Source organism: Burkholderia sp. JKS000303, from assembly GCF_002563755.1.
GTDB classification, from domain to species: domain Bacteria; phylum Pseudomonadota; class Gammaproteobacteria; order Burkholderiales; family Burkholderiaceae; genus Burkholderia; species Burkholderia anthina_B.
Genome location: NZ_PDBZ01000001.1, coordinates 2,930,376 through 2,945,953 on the forward strand (window position 1 = coordinate 2,930,376; position 15,578 = coordinate 2,945,953).

Here is a 15,578-nt window from a genome sequence, read left to right on the forward strand (position 1 = left end):
CGACGGAGACGCGAAGTGGATTTGAATCTGCAAGACAAGGTCGCGATCGTGACCGGCGGTGCATCGGGCATCGGCGCCGCGATCTCGATGCGGCTGGCCGACGAACGCGCGATTCCCGTGGTGTTCGCGCGGCACGCGCCGGACGATACGTTCTGGCACACGCTCGCGCAGAAGCAGCCGCGCGCCGCGTGGGTGTCCGTCGAGCTGCAGGACGATGCGCAATGCCGCGAGGCCGTCGCACAGACGATCGCGCGTTTCGGCCGCATCGACGGTCTCGTCAACAACGCCGGCATCAACGACAGCGTCGGCCTCGATGCCGGGCGTGACGCGTTCGTCGCATCGCTCGAGCGCAACCTGATCCACTACTACGCGATGGCGCATTACTGCGTGCCGCACCTGAAGGCGACGCGTGGCGCGATCGTCAACATCTCGTCGAAGACGGCCGTGACCGGGCAGGGCAATACGAGCGGCTATTGCGCGTCGAAGGGCGCGCAACTCGCGTTGACCCGCGAATGGGCCGTCGCATTGCGCGGCGACGGCGTGCGCGTGAACGCGGTGATCCCCGCCGAAGTCATGACGCCGCTTTATCAGAACTGGATCGCCGGCTTCGACGATCCCGACGCGAAGCTGGCCGAAATCGCCGGCAAGGTGCCGCTCGGCAAGCGCTTCACGACGGCCGACGAGATCGCTGACACGGCCGTGTTCCTGCTGTCGGAACGCGCATCGCATACGACGGGCCAGTGGCTGTTCGTCGACGGCGGCTATACGCATCTCGATCGTGCGATCGGCTGAGGACGGCGAACCATGCAACCCGACCCGACCCCGATGACCGCCGCACCCGCGGCCCCCGCCGCGCTGATCGCATTGACCGGCGTCAGCAAGCGTTTTCCGGGCGTCCAGGCGCTCGACGATTGCCGGTTCGACCTGCGCGCCGGCGAAGTGCATGCGCTGATGGGCGAGAACGGCGCCGGCAAATCGACGCTGATGAAGATCCTCGCCGGCGTGTACCAGCGGGACGGCGGCGAGATCCGGATGGACGGCCGCGCGGTGGAGATCGCCGATCCGCGCGCCGCGCAGGCGCTCGGCATCGGCATCATCCATCAGGAACTGAATCTGATGAACCACCTGAGCGTCGCGCAGAACATCTTCATCGGCCGCGAGCCGCGCGGCCGCTTCGGCGTGTTCGTCGACGAAGAGACACTCAACCGCGACGCCGCCGCGATCTTCGCGCGGATGCGGCTCGATCTCGATCCGCGCACGCCGGTCGGCCGGCTGACGGTCGCCAAACAGCAGATGGTCGAGATCGCGAAGGCGCTGTCGTTCGATTCGCGCGTGCTGATCATGGACGAGCCGACCGCCGCGCTGAACAACGCCGAGATCGCCGAGCTGTTTCGCATCATCGGCGACCTGCGTGCGCATGGCGTCGGCGTCATCTACATCTCGCACAAGATGGACGAGCTGCGCCAGATCGCCGATCGCGTGACGGTGATGCGCGACGGCAAGTACGTCGCGACCGTGTCGATGGCCGACACGTCGATGGACGCGATCATCGCGATGATGGTCGGCCGCCAGCTCGACACGACGTTCCGGACGCCGCCCGATACGTCGTCCAACGACGTCGCGCTCGAAGTGCGCGGCCTGTCGCGCGGCCGCGCGATCCGCGACGTCGGCTTCACGCTGCGGCGTGGCGAGATCCTGGGCTTCGCGGGGTTGATGGGCGCGGGCCGTACCGAGGTCGCGCGCGCGGTGTTCGGCGCGGACCCGATCGACGCGGGCGAGATCCGCGTGCACGGCAAGCCCGTGACGATCCGCACGCCGGCCGACGCGGTCAGGCACGGCATCGGTTATCTGTCGGAGGACCGCAAGCATTTCGGGCTCGCGGTCGGGATGGACGTGCAGAACAACATCGCGCTGTCGAGCATGCGCCGTTTCGTGCGCCGCGGCGCGTTTCTCGATGCCCGCGAAATGCGCGACACCGCGCAGTCGTATGTGCGGCAGCTTTCGATTCGCACGCCATCGGTCGCGCAGCCGGCGCGGCTCCTGTCGGGCGGCAATCAGCAGAAGATCGTGATTGCTAAGTGGCTGCTGCGCGACTGCGACATCCTGTTCTTCGACGAGCCGACGCGCGGCATCGACGTCGGCGCGAAAAGCGAGATCTACAAGCTGCTCGACGCGCTCGCCGCCGACGGCAAGGCGATCGTGATGATCTCGTCGGAATTGCCCGAGGTGCTGCGCATGAGCCACCGGATTCTCGTGATGTGCGAAGGGCGCGTGACCGGCGAATTGCGCGCGGCCGACGCCACCCAGGAAAAGATCATGCAGCTCGCGACCCAGCGCGAGTCGACCGTATTGTCCTGATTCAGACGCCTACCCGATCATGTCCAACGATACGCATCCCGTTCCGCCTCTTGCCACCGGCGACACGCCGGCGGCCGCACCGGGCCTGCGCGCCCGCTTCTTCAACCCGGCCGCGCGGCAGAAGCTGCTCGCGTTCGCGAGCCTCGTGCTGCTGATCGTGTTCTTCAGCATCGCATCGTCGAACTTCCTCGACGTCGACAACCTCGTGTCGATCCTGCAGGCCACCGCCGTGAATGGCGTGCTGGCCGTCGCCTGCACCTACGTGATCATCACGTCGGGCATCGACCTGTCGGTCGGCACGCTGATGACGTTCTGCGCGGTGATGGCGGGCGTCGTGCTGACGAACTGGGGGATGCCGCTGCCGCTCGGGATCCTCGCCGCGCTGTTCTTCGGTGCGCTGTCGGGCAGCGTGTCGGGCTTCGTGATCGCGAAGATGAAGGTGCCGCAGTTCATCGCGACGCTCGGGATGATGATGCTGCTCAAGGGGCTGTCGCTCGTGATCTCGGGCACGCGGCCGATCTACTTCAACGACACGCCCGGCTTCACGTCGATCGCGCAGGATTCGCTGATCGGCAACCTGATTCCGTCGCTGCCGATCCCGAACGCGGTGCTGATCCTGTTCCTCGTCGCGATCGGCGCGTCGATCGTGCTGAACCGCACCATCTTCGGCCGCTACACGTTCGCGCTCGGCAGCAACGAGGAGGCGCTGCGGTTGTCCGGCGTGAACGTCGATGCGTGGAAGATCGCCGTCTACACGTTCAGCGGCGCGGTGTGCGGGATCGCGGGGTTGCTGATCGCGTCGCGGCTGAATTCCGCGCAGCCCGCGCTCGGGCAGGGCTACGAGCTCGATGCGATCGCGGCCGTCGTGATCGGCGGCACGTCGCTGTCCGGCGGCGCGGGCAGCATCGTCGGCACGATCATCGGCGCATTCATCATGAGCGTGCTGACCAACGGCCTGCGCATCATGTCGGTCGCGCAGGAATGGCAGACGGTCGTCACCGGCGTGATCATCATCCTCGCCGTGTACGTGGACATCCTGCGCCGGCGTCGCCGCTGACGTCGATGCACGGACGTGCATGCATCCGCTTCACCGCCGGCCTGGCCGGCATTTCAGTCGATACCCACCAAGGAGACGCGAAGTGATCAGGAGCAAGGTGTTGAATGCGATCGTCGGGCTGACGTTCGCCGTCGGCGTCGTCGCCGGCGCGCACGCGCAGGAAACCTACATCCCGCTGATCTCGAAGGGCTTCCAGCATCAGTTCTGGCAGGCCGTGAAAGCGGGCGCGATGCAGGCCGCGAAGGACTACAAGGTGAAGGTGACGTTCGAAGGCCCCGAAACCGAGGCGATGGTCGACAAGCAGATCGACATGCTGTCCGCCGCGATCGCGAAGAAACCGGCCGCGCTCGGCTTCGCGGCGCTCGACAGCAAGGCCGCGCTGCCGCTGCTGAAGAAGGCGCAGGCCGAGAAGATCCCCGTGATCGCGTTCGACTCGGGCGTCGACAGCGACATCCCGGTGACGACCGCCGCGACCAACAACAAGGCCGCCGCGGCGCTCGCCGCCGACAAGCTCGCCGCGCTGATCGGCGACGAAGGCGAGGTGGCGGTGGTCGCGCACGACCAGACGAGCCGCACCGGCATCGACCGTCGCGACGGCTTTCTCGAACGGATGAAGTCGGCGCACCCGAAGGTGCAGGTCGTGACCGTGCAGTACGGCGAGGGCGACCAGCTGAAGTCGACCGAGGTGACCAAGTCGATCCTGCAGGCGTATCCGAAGCTCAAGGGCCTGTTCGGCACCAACGAAGGCTCGGCGATCGGCGTGGTCAACGGCGTGCGCGAAATGAAGCGCAAGGTCGTGATCGTCGGCTACGATTCAGGCAAGCAGCAGAAGGATGCGATCCGCAGCGGGCTGATGGCCGGCGCGATCACGCAGAACCCGATCGGGATCGGCTACAAGACCGTCGAGGCGGCCGTGAAGGCGATCAAGGGCGAGAAGCTGCCGAAGGTCATTGATACCGGGTTCTATTGGTACGACAAGTCCAACATCGACGACCCGAAGATCGCGGCGGTGTTGTACGACTGAGCGTGACGTGATGTCATGCGCGGGTCAGGGCGGAACACGAGGACACCATGGGCGCAGTGCGTATCGATTCCCATCAGCACTTCTGGCGTTATCGCGCGGCCGACTATCCGTGGATCGGCCCCGGGATGGGCGTGCTCGCGCGCGACTACCTGCCCGACATGCTGTGGCCGCAGATGCATGCGCAGGCGCTCGGCGCGTCGATCGCGGTGCAGGCGCGCGCCGGATGCGACGAGACGGCATTCCTGCTCGCGCTCGCGCGCGACGACGCGCACATCGCGGCCGTGGTCGGCTGGGAGGACCTCGGGGCGCCTGAACTCGCCGATCGCATCGCCGCATGGGCGAGCCCGAAGCTGCGCGGCTTTCGTCATCAGATGCAGGACGAAGCCGACTTCGGCGCGTTCGTCGAGGATCCCGCGTTCAACCGCGGCGTCGCCTGGTTGCAGGCGAACGGCTATGTATACGACGTGCTCGTGTTCGAGCGTCAGTTGCGCGAGGTGCGCGCGTTCTGCGCGCGGCACGATGCGCACTGGCTCGTGCTCGATCATGCCGGCAAGCCCGCGCTCGCCGAGTTCGAACGCGACGACACCGCGCTCGCACGCTGGCGTGCCGGGTTGCGCGAGCTCGGTGCGCTGCCGCATGTCGTGTGCAAGCTGTCGGGGCTCGTGACCGAGACAGACTGGCGGCGCGGCCTGCGCGCGAAGGACATCCGGCACATCGAGCAGTGCCTCGATGCGGCGCTCGACGCATTCGGGCCGCAGCGATTGATGTTCGGATCGGACTGGCCCGTGTGTCTGCTCGCGGCGTCGTATGACGAAGTGACGTCGCTGGTCGAGCGCTGGGCCGAAGCGCGGCTGTCGGCCGCCGAGCGCGGCGCCTTGTGGGGGGGCACGGCCGCGCGTTGCTATGCGGTGCCGGGCGAGTCGAAGCCCGGCATATAAAATAGGCGCGAACGGCCTGCCGCTTCATTGCGCAGACCGTTCGCAACGAAACCGCTCACCTGTATCAACGTATGTCCATCCAGCCGATTCAGAACCGCCGCCTGTACCAGCAGATCGCCGACAAGCTCAGTGGCATGATCGAGTCCGGCGATTTTCCGCCGGGCAGTTATCTGCCGCCCGAGCGCGAACTGGCCGAACGGTTCGGCGTGTCGCGCACGTCGGTGCGCGAGGCGCTGATCGCGCTCGAAGTCAACGGGCTCGTCAGCGTGCGCGTCGGCGACGGCGTAAAGGTGCGCCAGCCCGAGGCGGCCGCCGCGCCGGCGCTGCAACCCGGCACGAAGGTCGCGCCGTTTTCGATCGTCGAGATCGATCCGGAACTCGGCATCGCGCTCGACCTCGACACCGAAATCCCGCCGTTCGCGCTGCTGCAGGCGCGTCGGCTGATCGAGCCGGAAGCCGCGTCGCTCGCCGCGAAACACGGCTCGGACGCGCAGATCGAAGGGATCCACGAGGCGTTCCTGCGCAACCAGGAAGACAACCGCAGCGGCTCGCTCACGCATCCGGGCGACCGGCTGTTCCATATCCGTATCGCGGAAGCGAGCGACAACCCCGCGTATGCGCTGATGATCAAGCAGTTGCTCGCGCACAAATACGATCTGATGTTTCAGCGGCTGCAGTCGCTGTACATGCCGAACGACATGCCGCACCGCTCGGAGCTCGAGCACCGCGCGATCCTCGACGCGATCCGCGCGCGCGACCCGGAAGCCGCGCGCCGCGCGATGGCCGAGCATCTTGACGAAGTGATCGAGATCTTCGGCCGCGCGCTCGACTGAGCGCGCTTTGACACGCTACGGGTTCAGAAACGATCCGCGCGATAAGGCGTCGGATCGGTGAACGGGGTTTCGCCCGTCATCATTTCGGCCAGCAGGCGACCGGACACGGGGCCGAGCGTCAGCCCGTGATGGTTGTGCCCGAACGCGAACCACAGCCCGCGATGCGCGGGCGCGGGGCCGATCACCGGCCGCATGTCGGGCGTGCATGGGCGGAAGCCGAGCCACGGCTGCGGGTCGAGCCGTTCGCCGAAGCCGAACACCGGGCGCGCGACGCGTTCCGCGCGTTCGAGCTGCACGCCCGTCGGCGGCAGGCCGCGGCGCGCGATTTCCACGCCGGTCGTCAGCCGCAGGCCGCGTCGCATCGGCGCGATCACGTAGCCGTATTCGCGATCGACGATCGGCGCCGACGGCGTGCCGCGTTCGGACGGCGCGTAGTGCATGTGATAGCCGCGTTTCTCGCGCAGCGGAATCTTGTAGCCGAACTTGCCGAACACCGTGTCGGACCACGGGCCGAGCGCAACGACCACAGCCGGCGCGGCGACGCTGCCGTCGTCCGTCGTGACCTGCCAGCCCGGTGAGAGCGCCTCGAGGCTCGCGGCGTCGCCGTTGAGCAGCGTGCCGCCGCCCTGCACGAAGAGGTGCGCGTAGGTTTTGACGAGCGCGGACGGATCGACGACGCTCTTCGGATCGAGCCAGTGCAACGCACCGCAGAAGCCCGGCGCGAGGCTCGGTTCCCGCGCACGCAGTGCGTCGGCGTCGAGCGGCGTGATGCCGAGCCCGTGGCGGCGCGCGGTGAGCCCCGCATCGGCGACCGCGCGCTCGAACGCAGCCGGCGTGCGGAACGCTTCCATCCAGCCGCTCGCACGGATCAGTTCCGCGGCGCCGGCGCGCGCGATCAGCGCGTCGTGCTCGATGATGCAGCGCTCGATCAGCGGCAGCATGTCGCGCGAGGCCGCCGCATGACGCATCGGCGCGGATTCCCACCAGAAGCGCGCGAGCCACGGCGCGAATGCCGGCAGCGACGTGCTGTGCCAGTAGAGATCGGTCGAGCGGTTCAGCGCGTAGCGCATCAGCGTGAACGGGCTGCGCGGGAACGGATACGGCTCGACCGACGAGCGCTCGATCAGCCCCGCGTTGCCGAAGCTCGTGCCTTCGCCGGGCGCACCGCGGTCGACGAGCGCCACCTTGCGTCCGCGATCCTGCAGATGCAGCGCGGCGGAGACGCCGACGATGCCCGCGCCCAGAACGATTACGTCGAAGTCCATCGTGTGAGTGGCCGTTAGCGGGGCGCTTGGCCGCGGTGCGGTGCGTGCGCCCGGGTTGGAGATCGTATGAAGTGAAAGCATACTCGCGGCGGCGTGGCGCACCAAGAGGGGGCGCGCGGCCGTCCTGGCGCGGCTGGCCCGTGCGCGATGGTTCGCGGTGGTGTCGGTCGTTTCGGTCGGGCGGGGCAGTAGAATGCGCGGGTTCCGGCATTCGGGGTGACGCGCGATGGTCGATTTGTCCGCACATGCATACGCTGCGGAGTTGAAGCGCTTTCGGGCGACCGGCAGCGTGTGGTTCGACGCGCACGCGCATCCGGCCGAACTCGAGCCGGTGGATTGCTGGGCCGTGATGAACGCGTGGTTCGGGATTTTCGTCGAGGAAGCCGACAAGCGCTGATCGGATACGCGGGGCGGACGACGAAGGCGTTAGCCGAGCCTGTTGCCCCAGGCGGCCGAGAATTGCCGTGCGGCGTGAAAGCACACCGCCTCGCCTCCCGGCGCACCGATCAGTTGCACCCCGACCGGCAATTCGCCCGATGCGAAGCAGGGTGCGCTGACGACCGGCAGCCCCGCGAATGAAATCGGCTGCGTGAGCAGGCCGAGCGTTTTCGCGGGCTCGAGTGCGATGCCGTTGACATCGACGGTCGCATCGGTGAAGCGCGGCGCGGCATAGGGCGTCGCGGCCGCGAGCAGCAGGTCGTAGTGCGCGAACAGCGCTTCGATGCGCGCGCGCCACGCGGCACGACAGGCCAGTGCCTGCCGATACATAGCGTCGGACGTTGCAAGGCCGATCGCAATGCGCGACCGCAGGCGGTCGGAGACGAGCGCCGCCGGAGCGTCGAGCAACCCGCGATGGGCGCGCGCAAGTTCCACATTCGAGATCTCGACCGCCGCTTCGCGCACGCGGGCAACTTCGTCGCTGGCGACGGGGACCGATTCGTTCGTGCGCAAGCAGGCGGCGGCACGCCGGACAGCACGTTGCGCATCCGCATCGGCCTGGGTTTCGAAATCGCCGGTCAGTACGGCGACGCGAAGCGGGGCGGCCGGATCGCGAGTGGGTCGCGCGCGCAGGGCGGGCGCATCGCAGAGCGTGTCATACAGCGCCGCGAGATCGTCGATATCGTTCGCGAACCCGCCGACGGTATCGAGCGATTCCGCATAGGGCAGGCAGCCGGCGCGTGACAGCCGGCCTTCGCCAGGACGAAACCCCCACACGCCGCACAGCGCTGCCGGTGCGCGGATCGAGCCGTTGGTGTCGCTGCCGAGCGCGAGCGGCAGGTATCCGGCGGCGACCGCAGCGGCCGAGCCGCTCGACGAACCGCCCGTCATGCGCGTGGGGTCGGGCGGCAGACGCACCGCGCCATAGTGCGGATTCACGCCGGTGGCGCCGCATGCGAGTTCGTCCATGTGCGTCGCGCCCACCGGGATCGCGCCGGCCGCGCACAGTCGCGCGACCGCCGCCGCATCGGTGGCGGCGGGAGCGAGTGCGGCTCGCGCGGGCGAACCCGCGACCGTCGTGTAACCCGCCACGTCGATATTCCACTTCACGAGAAACGGCACGCCGGCCAGCGGCCCCGGATCGCGTCCGTCCCGCACGAGACGGTCGACGCGCAGCGCATCGCGCCGTGCCCGTTCGTCGAAGGTGTGCGCGCAGGCATTGATCGCGCCGTCGCGTGCGGCGATGTCGGCAAGCACGGCTTGTACGAGCGATACCGCGCTTACGTGTCCCGCACGAACCCCGGCCGCCAGCGTCAGCGCGCTGCGCATCGAAGGTGTCGTGTTCATGTGCGGACCATGAGCCGGCGCGGAATCGACAGGATCAGCGCGGCGGCGGCGAACAGCGTGAACGCGAGCAGTGCGACGCCGAGCTCGGTGCTGCCCGTCAAGCCTGTTGCATAGCCCATCAGCGTCGGGCCGACGAACCCCGCGACCGCTGCGCCGATGTTGACGAGCCCGGCGCCGCCTGCGGCCGCTTCGCCCGCGAGAATCCGCGACGGCAAGCTCCAGAACATCGCAAGCGTGCTCATGATGCCGGCCACGCCGGCGGTTAGGCAGGCGACCGCGAGCACCGGATGCGCGTGCATCCCGAGGCTCGCGAGCAGCGCGACGCCGCCGATCGCGACGGGCAGCGCCGTATGCCAGCGTCGCTCGCCGGTTCGCACCGAATGCTGCGCGTTCGCGACCATCGCGACCGACGCGACCAGGTACGGGATCGCGCTGACGAGGCCGATCTGGAGGTTGCTCAGCGATCCGAGCGCCTTGATCATCGTCGGCATCCAGAACACGAGCCCGTAGTTGCCGACGTTGTAGAGGAACGATGTCGCGAACAGCAGCCACAGGGTCGGCTCGCGCAACGCGGCGCCGAGGTGGGTGCGCTTGCCGGCTGCTTCCTGCGCCATTTCAGCGTGGATCATGCGTTTTTCCGCGTCGGTCAGCCAGGTTGCATCGTCGATCCGTTCCGTCACGCGCACGAGCAGATACATGCCCAGCACGATGGCGGGCAGGCCTTCGATCAGGAACATCCACTGCCAGCCGCGCAGCCCGAAGCCGCCGTGCGTGGCGTCCATGATCCAGCCCGACAGCGGGCCGCCGACGATCACGCCGAGTGGCATCGCGAGAAACAGGAAGGCCATGACCTTCGCGAGCCGGTGCGACGGAAACCACACGCTGAAGTACGCGATCACGGCCGGGAAGAAGCTCGCTTCGGTCACGCCGAGCAGGAAGCGCAGCGCATAGAAGCTCGCGGTGTCGCGGGTCGCCAGCGTCGCGACCGACACGACGCCCCACGTCAGCATCGAGCCGGCGAGACAGCGCTTCACGCCGATCCGTCGCACGAGCCAGCCGGCCGGCACCTGAAGCAGCAGGTAGCCGACGAAGAACAGGCCCGCGCCGACACCGTACGCGGCGTCCGTGAGGTGCAGGTCCGTCACCATCTGCAGTTTCGCGAAGCCGACGTTGACGCGGTCGAGATAACCGAAGAAATAGCAGACCAGGATCAGCGGAATGATGCGTCGGCTCAGGCGCGCATACAGCGCGTCGAGGCCGGGCGCGGCCGATTCCGCGTGCGGACTCGAACCGGCTTGCATGCCGCGCGGCGTGGCGGCACCGTTGGGATTCGTCATGGTGACTCCGTGCAGGTTGACTCGGGGCGGCTGCCGCGACCACGCAAACGCGCCATCGAGCGGGCGATCCTAGATTTGCCGGCGCAGTGCCCGGCCGGGGCGCGCGCCGGTGTGCCGGCCGTCTTCGAGCACGGCGCGCCCGTTGACGAACACGTGCGCGATGCCTTCGGGGCGAAGTGTCGGGTTCGCGAACGTCGCGCGGTCGATCACGCGTGCAGGATCGAACACGACGAGATCGGCGTAGTGGCCGACCGCGAGCCGTCCGCGCTCCGTGATGCCGAATTGCTCGGCGGTGAGACCCGTCATCTTGCGCACGGCGGTTTCGAGCGGGAACAGGCCGCGTTCGCGCGAGAATTCGCCGAGCACGCGCGGGAACGTGCCCCACAGCCGCGGGTGCGGGCGCATGTCGTTGGGCAGCCCGTCGGAGCCGACCATCGTCAGGTCGTGACGGATGATGCGCTCGACGTCCGCTTCGTCCATCACGAAGTAGATCGCGCCGGCCGGGCGCAGCGCGTCGATCGCGGCCTCGACGGAATCGCCGAACAGCGGCAGCAGTTCGTGGAAGTCGCGGCCCGCGAGCTCGGGATGCGGCTTCGACCAGGCAAGGATCACCCGCGACGACTGGCGGATGCGATCCGCGCGCAGCATCGTCGACGTGGCGGGATACGGATGACAGTCGACGCACAGCGGCTGACGCGTGCGTTGTGCGTCGATATGCGCGAGCGTTTCGACCGAGCGGCCGTGGTTGGCCTTGCCGGCCACCTTGTGATGCGACAGCACGACGCGCACGTCCAGTGCGCGCCCGATCAGGAACGCTTCGTCGAGCGATGCGATGATCGCGTCGGTTTCGTCGCGCAGATGCGTCGCGAATACGCCGCCCGTCTCGCGCAGCGGCGCGCAGACGTCGATCAGTTCGTCCGTCGTCGCGGCTGCCGCGGGCGGGTAGAAGGTGCCCGACGAGACGCCGAACGCACCGGCCGCCATCGCTTCGCGCACGTCGGCCGCCATCGCCGCGATTTCCGCCGCGCTGGCGGCGCGTTCGAGATCGGGCATGTGCCGCACGCGCAGCGTCGAGTGGCCGACCAGGGCTGCCGTATTGACGGCGGCGGGCGTTGCGTCGAGCGCGTCGAGATACGCGCGAAAGGACGGGAAGCGGAACGATTGCCACGCGCCCAGCAGGTCGAGCGGCTGCGGCACATCGCGTTCGGCGAGCAGCGGCGCGAGGCTGATCCCGCAGTTGCCGGCGATTACCGTGGTGACGCCTTGTGCGACCTTCGGCTCGACATCGGGATCGGTCAGGACGAACGCGTCGTCGTGTGTGTGGCTGTCGATGAAGCCCGGCGCGACGACGAGGCCGCTCGCATCGACCGTATGCGTGGCCGTCGCATCGCCCAGGTCGCCGATCGCGGCGATGCGCGTGCCCGTCACGCCGAGATCGGCTTCGAAGCGCGCAGCCCCGGTGCCGTCGATCAATTCGCCGCGACGCAGGATCACGTCGAAGTGCATGGTGGTTCCTCCAGAAGCTGTCCGGGCCCGGGGCGCGGCCCGTTTCCGTCGTTCATGTTCGCCACCATCGTCTCCGGCCATTTTTCGGGCGTCCAATGCCGTTCGGCTCGGAATTCATGCGAAACCCGCATCAATGCGGGCGCTGCCGCGCCGACGCACGGCCCGCGGCGTTACGGGAACGACGCCTTCACCAACGCGTGGAGGTCGCTTGCGAAGCTGGACAGCGAGATGGTGCGATGCCGCACGATGCCGACCGTGCGGTCGATCGTCGGGCTCGCGATCGGCACCGCGCGCACCGCGGGCGAGCCGTACGCGCGCAGCGCGCTCTCGGGCAGGATGGCGCAGCCGACCCCGGCCGCCACCAGCGCGGCGACGCACGAGATGTGCTCGACCTCGTAGAACCAGCGGGTTCGCACCGCTTCCTGGCCCATCAGCATTTCGAGCAGCAGGCGGTTGCCGCTGTCGCGACCGCCGATGATCAGCTTCGCGTGGCGTAACTCGCCGAGCGTGATGGTGTCCGCACGCGCCAGCGGATCCTCCTCATGGGCGGCGAGCACGTAGCGATCGGTGAAGAGCGGTTCGAACACGAGGTCGTCGTCGACGCCGGGATGCAGGCTCACGCCGAATTCGGCGATGCCCGCGCGTACCTGCGACAGCACGAAGTCGTGATTGCCGTCGAGGATCTGCACGGCGACGTGCGGATATTTGTCGGCGTAGCGACGCAGCACGTCGGGCAGCGCCTGCGCGACGACCGTCGGGATCGACGCGAGTCGCACCTTGCCGTAACGCTTCTGCGCGATGTCCTGGATCGACGACAACATCATCCCGAGCTGCGCGATCTGCTCGCGCGCCATCGGGAGAAACTGGCGACCGACGCCCGTCAGCGTCACGCTACGCGTGGTGCGCTGGAACAACTCGACGCCGAGCGTCTGCTCGAGTTTCTGGATGCGGCGCGACAGCCCCGGCTGCGTCAGGTTCAGCTTCTCTGCCGCGCGATGGAACGTGCCGAGTTCCGCCACGGCGACGAAGGCTTCCAGTTCCGAGTTTTCGACTTTCATGACGCTCCAGTGTGCAGGCCGGCTCCGGCATTCGGACGTATGGCGGCAGCCGGCCAGCGGATATTCTCGTCGATATCGCTTCGTGACCTGCAGCGTCGCCCATACGGACGTGGAGGGTACACGCATCGCGGATCGCGCTGGTTGACGCGGACGAGACGCTTGCATGCGCGCGCTGGATGGTTGAATTTTTCCCTGAGCGGGCATCCAATCCGCAGATCAATTTATCGACGTCGACGTTGGATGGCCGTCGATTTCCACGGCACCGATTCAACATACTTTCCGACGTGATTCGCGGGTGTATCCCACTGGTTTGGGATACGAATTTTTACCTAAGATGGAAGGAATCGTGCGCGGGATACGGTGCCTGCACGCGCATGGAGGGAGCACGTAGCGCCGGGCACGACTGCCGCAGATGTTTCCATCATGGATGCGAGTGTGTGCGCGGCGGCTGCGAGTCATGCAGCCGCATCGACGCCGGCGGGTGCGGCGGCATTCGTCGCGCGAATGGCGTCCGGCCGATCGGGCCGAGTCGCCTCGTTGCGCCACGCGTTCGTCGCAATCGTTTGCGTTCTGACCGTTGCACCTGCTGTCCTCGCGGGGGCGCCTGCCAATACCGACGATCCGGTCGATACGGTACAAATTGCCGCCGCCGTGCCTCCCGTGAGTCCTGCCAACCCCGCGATTTCTTCACACGACTCCGCCGTGCGCCAGGTCGTGCTTGGCATCGTCAGTTTCACGCGCTGGCCCGCGACACCCGTTCGTCTGCATCTGTGCGTGACGGGCAAGCCCGACTACGCGGGCGGACTGACCGACCCGTTGCAGGCTGGCTCGACCGTGCTCGACGTGCAGCGCGTCCGCTTCGACGATCCCGCGCTCGGCATCGCGTGCGATGTCGTCTATCTCGGCGCCCTGGACAACGACGAGCGCGCGCGCGTGAGGACCGCGCTGGCCGGCCACCCGGTGCTGACGATCGCCGAACACGATGAGTCCTGCACCGCGGGTGCGATGTTCTGTCTCACGGTCGAGGGCGAACGCGTCACGTTCGACATCAATCTCGACGCCGTCGCGCGCAGCGGCGTGCGTGTGCACCCGAACGTCCTCAACCTCGCGCGGCGGCCGCTGACGCCATGACACGTTCCGCGCCCTCCATTCCGTCTTCACGTGTGCCGCGCCCGACGCTGCAAAGCGTGTTGCGTCGTGCGCATTTGCGCCTCGCGTTCGTCGCGGTGACGATGGCTGCCGTGTCGTTGATCGTCGTCGCCGTGATCGCGTTGCGCGCGTATGCCGGCAACAACCTGAACCTGCTGGCCCGCTCGCTCGGTTACACCGTCGAGGCGGCGCTCGTGTTCGGCGACCGCGTCGCGGCGAATGAGGCGATCGCGTTGATCGCCAACGACGAGGACGTCGCGCAGGTGGTGGTCATCGACGGCAAAGGCCAGTTGTTCGCGATCTGGAAGCTACCCGTCGAAAGCCGGATCGCGCGGATCGAGCGCGGCGTCGCCGATCTCGCGTTGCCCGGGCCCGTGACCATTCCGGTGATGCACGACGGCCTCGTCGTCGGCAAGGTCATCGTGCGTGGCCGCGGACATCAGTTCTTCGGATTCCTGCTCGGCGGCATCGGCGGCATTCTCGGCTGCCTGGCCGTCAGCGTGCTCGGCGCGTATGTCAGCTCGAAGCGTCTGCTGCGCAACATCGTCGCGCCGTTGCGCGCGCTTGCCGGCGTCGCGCACGCCGTGCGGCGCGAGCGTGCGTTCGCGCGGCGCGTCGAGCCTGCCGCGATCGCCGAACTCAATCAACTCGGCGACGACTTCAATGCGTTGCTCGACGAATTCGAGGACTGGCAGAACACGTTGCGCGACGAGAACGCGTCGCTCGAACACAAGGCGACGCACGACGCGCTCACGGGGTTGCCCAACCGCTCGCAGTTCGAGTCTCGTCTGTCGCTTGCGCTGTGTGACGCCGTCGTGACGGGGCAGCGGGTCGCGATCCTGTATCTCGACTGCGACCGCTTCAAGGAGATCAACGATTGCCTGGGCCACGATGCCGGCGACGCGGTGCTGGTCGGTGTCGCGGCGCGATTGCGCACGCAGGTGCGCGAGACCGATCTGGTCGCGCGCCTGGGCGGCGACGAGTTTGCGGTGATGCTGGCGGCGGTGCGCGAAGCGGACAGCGTAGGCCGGATTGCCGACGCGATCTTGTCCGGCATGGTGCCGTCGATCGAGCTGTCCGACGGACGCATGGTGGCCACCATGATGAGTGCCGGCGTGGCGATGTATCCCGACCACGCGTCCGACGCGAGCGGCCTGCTGCGCGCGGCCGATGCCGCGATGTACCGCGCCAAGCGCGCGCGACCGGGATCGTGGCAGTTGGCGGAGGGCGTTGCCGGGCCGGTTTGAGGTCCATTGTTTCGCGCTGCG

14 protein-coding genes are annotated in these 15,578 nt (G+C 67.8%); 9 read left to right on the forward strand and 5 right to left on the reverse strand.

The genetic code is table 11. The annotated features are described in order from the left end of the window. Positions 1 to 15: 15 nt before the first annotated feature. The 6 genes from BX604_RS14015 (at position 16) to BX604_RS14040 (ending at position 6,210) form a co-directional block, all read left to right on the forward strand. On the forward strand, positions 16 to 792 hold the full coding sequence (locus BX604_RS14015) for an SDR family oxidoreductase (RefSeq protein ID WP_098551318.1): 777 nt from the start codon (positions 16 to 18) through the stop codon (positions 790 to 792). 12 nt (positions 793 to 804) lie between these two features. After that, a complete protein-coding gene (locus BX604_RS14020; RefSeq protein ID WP_098551319.1) occupies positions 805 to 2,358 on the forward strand; it encodes a sugar ABC transporter ATP-binding protein in 1,554 nt (517 codons plus the stop codon). A gap of 19 nt (positions 2,359 to 2,377) precedes the next feature. Continuing rightward, on the forward strand, positions 2,378 to 3,415 hold the full coding sequence (locus BX604_RS14025) for an ABC transporter permease (protein WP_098551320.1): 1,038 nt from the start codon (positions 2,378 to 2,380) through the stop codon (positions 3,413 to 3,415). An 82-nt stretch (positions 3,416 to 3,497) separates the two neighbouring features. Then, entirely contained in the window at positions 3,498 to 4,439 is a 942-nt protein-coding gene (locus BX604_RS14030; protein ID WP_098551321.1) for an ABC transporter substrate-binding protein, read from the forward strand. 47 nt (positions 4,440 to 4,486) lie between these two features. Next, the gene (locus BX604_RS14035) at positions 4,487 to 5,377 is read left to right on the forward strand and encodes an amidohydrolase family protein (RefSeq protein ID WP_098551322.1); all 891 of its coding nucleotides are present in this window, start codon (positions 4,487 to 4,489) and stop codon (positions 5,375 to 5,377) included. A 71-nt stretch (positions 5,378 to 5,448) separates the two neighbouring features. Then, a complete protein-coding gene (locus BX604_RS14040) occupies positions 5,449 to 6,210 on the forward strand; it encodes a FadR/GntR family transcriptional regulator (RefSeq protein WP_098551323.1) in 762 nt (253 codons plus the stop codon). Positions 6,211 to 6,233: 23 nt separating this feature from the next. Here the strand turns inward: BX604_RS14040 and BX604_RS14045 are convergent, their stop codons facing one another. After that, positions 6,234 to 7,475, reverse strand: a complete 1,242-nt coding sequence (locus BX604_RS14045) for an NAD(P)/FAD-dependent oxidoreductase (RefSeq protein WP_098551324.1) — start codon at positions 7,473 to 7,475, stop codon at positions 6,234 to 6,236. Positions 7,476 to 7,701: 226 nt separating this feature from the next. Between BX604_RS14045 and BX604_RS38950 the strand changes: the two genes are divergently transcribed. Then, the gene (locus BX604_RS38950) at positions 7,702 to 7,872 is read left to right on the forward strand and encodes a hypothetical protein (RefSeq protein WP_257146310.1); all 171 of its coding nucleotides are present in this window, start codon (positions 7,702 to 7,704) and stop codon (positions 7,870 to 7,872) included. 29 nt (positions 7,873 to 7,901) lie between these two features. Here the strand turns inward: BX604_RS38950 and BX604_RS14050 are convergent, their stop codons facing one another. The 4 genes from BX604_RS14050 to BX604_RS14065 all read right to left on the reverse strand — a co-directional run bounded on the left by BX604_RS14050 (position 7,902) and on the right by BX604_RS14065 (position 13,161). Then, complete coding sequence (locus BX604_RS14050) at positions 7,902 to 9,242, reverse strand: amidase family protein (protein ID WP_098552871.1); 1,341 nt, start codon at positions 9,240 to 9,242, stop codon at positions 7,902 to 7,904. A 14-nt stretch (positions 9,243 to 9,256) separates the two neighbouring features. After that, positions 9,257 to 10,597, reverse strand: a complete 1,341-nt coding sequence (locus BX604_RS14055) for an MFS transporter (protein WP_098551325.1) — start codon at positions 10,595 to 10,597, stop codon at positions 9,257 to 9,259. A 69-nt stretch (positions 10,598 to 10,666) separates the two neighbouring features. Continuing rightward, positions 10,667 to 12,103 carry an N-acyl-D-amino-acid deacylase family protein gene (locus BX604_RS14060; RefSeq protein ID WP_098551326.1) on the reverse strand — a complete coding sequence of 479 codons (1,437 nt, stop codon included), beginning with the start codon at positions 12,101 to 12,103 and terminating at the stop codon, positions 10,667 to 10,669. A 170-nt stretch (positions 12,104 to 12,273) separates the two neighbouring features. Further along, complete coding sequence (locus BX604_RS14065; RefSeq protein ID WP_098551327.1) at positions 12,274 to 13,161, reverse strand: LysR family transcriptional regulator; 888 nt, start codon at positions 13,159 to 13,161, stop codon at positions 12,274 to 12,276. 423 nt (positions 13,162 to 13,584) lie between these two features. Here BX604_RS14065 and BX604_RS14070 point away from each other — a divergent pair, with 423 nt between their 5' ends. Both BX604_RS14070 and BX604_RS14075 read left to right on the forward strand, forming a co-directional pair. Beyond that, positions 13,585 to 14,292 carry a YfiR family protein gene (locus BX604_RS14070; protein ID WP_098551328.1) on the forward strand — a complete coding sequence of 236 codons (708 nt, stop codon included), beginning with the start codon at positions 13,585 to 13,587 and terminating at the stop codon, positions 14,290 to 14,292. Further along, complete coding sequence (locus tag BX604_RS14075) at positions 14,289 to 15,557, forward strand: diguanylate cyclase domain-containing protein (RefSeq protein WP_098551329.1); 1,269 nt, start codon at positions 14,289 to 14,291, stop codon at positions 15,555 to 15,557. Before BX604_RS14070 ends, BX604_RS14075 begins: the two co-directional genes overlap by 4 nt. Positions 15,558 to 15,578 lie beyond the last annotated feature (21 nt).

Bases quoted from the DNA above. Each gene is read 5' to 3' on its own strand.
- BX604_RS14020 (WP_098551319.1), top strand. From the start codon at position 805: ATGCAACCCGACCCGACCCCGATGACCGCCGCACCCGCGGCCCCCGCC.
- BX604_RS14025 (WP_098551320.1), top strand. From the start codon at position 2,378: ATGTCCAACGATACGCATCCCGTTCCGCCTCTTGCCACCGGCGACACG.
- BX604_RS14035 (WP_098551322.1), top strand. From the start codon at position 4,487: ATGGGCGCAGTGCGTATCGATTCCCATCAGCACTTCTGGCGTTATCGC.
- BX604_RS14040 (WP_098551323.1), top strand. From the start codon at position 5,449: ATGTCCATCCAGCCGATTCAGAACCGCCGCCTGTACCAGCAGATCGCC.
- BX604_RS14045 (WP_098551324.1), bottom strand. From the start codon at position 7,475: ATGGACTTCGACGTAATCGTTCTGGGCGCGGGCATCGTCGGCGTCTCC.
- BX604_RS38950 (WP_257146310.1), top strand. From the start codon at position 7,702: ATGGTCGATTTGTCCGCACATGCATACGCTGCGGAGTTGAAGCGCTTT.
- BX604_RS14050 (WP_098552871.1), bottom strand. From the start codon at position 9,242: ATGCGCAGCGCGCTGACGCTGGCGGCCGGGGTTCGTGCGGGACACGTA.
- BX604_RS14055 (WP_098551325.1), bottom strand. From the start codon at position 10,597: ATGACGAATCCCAACGGTGCCGCCACGCCGCGCGGCATGCAAGCCGGT.
- BX604_RS14060 (WP_098551326.1), bottom strand. From the start codon at position 12,103: ATGCACTTCGACGTGATCCTGCGTCGCGGCGAATTGATCGACGGCACC.
- BX604_RS14065 (WP_098551327.1), bottom strand. From the start codon at position 13,161: ATGAAAGTCGAAAACTCGGAACTGGAAGCCTTCGTCGCCGTGGCGGAA.
- BX604_RS14070 (WP_098551328.1), top strand. From the start codon at position 13,585: ATGGATGCGAGTGTGTGCGCGGCGGCTGCGAGTCATGCAGCCGCATCG.
- BX604_RS14075 (WP_098551329.1), top strand. From the start codon at position 14,289: ATGACACGTTCCGCGCCCTCCATTCCGTCTTCACGTGTGCCGCGCCCG.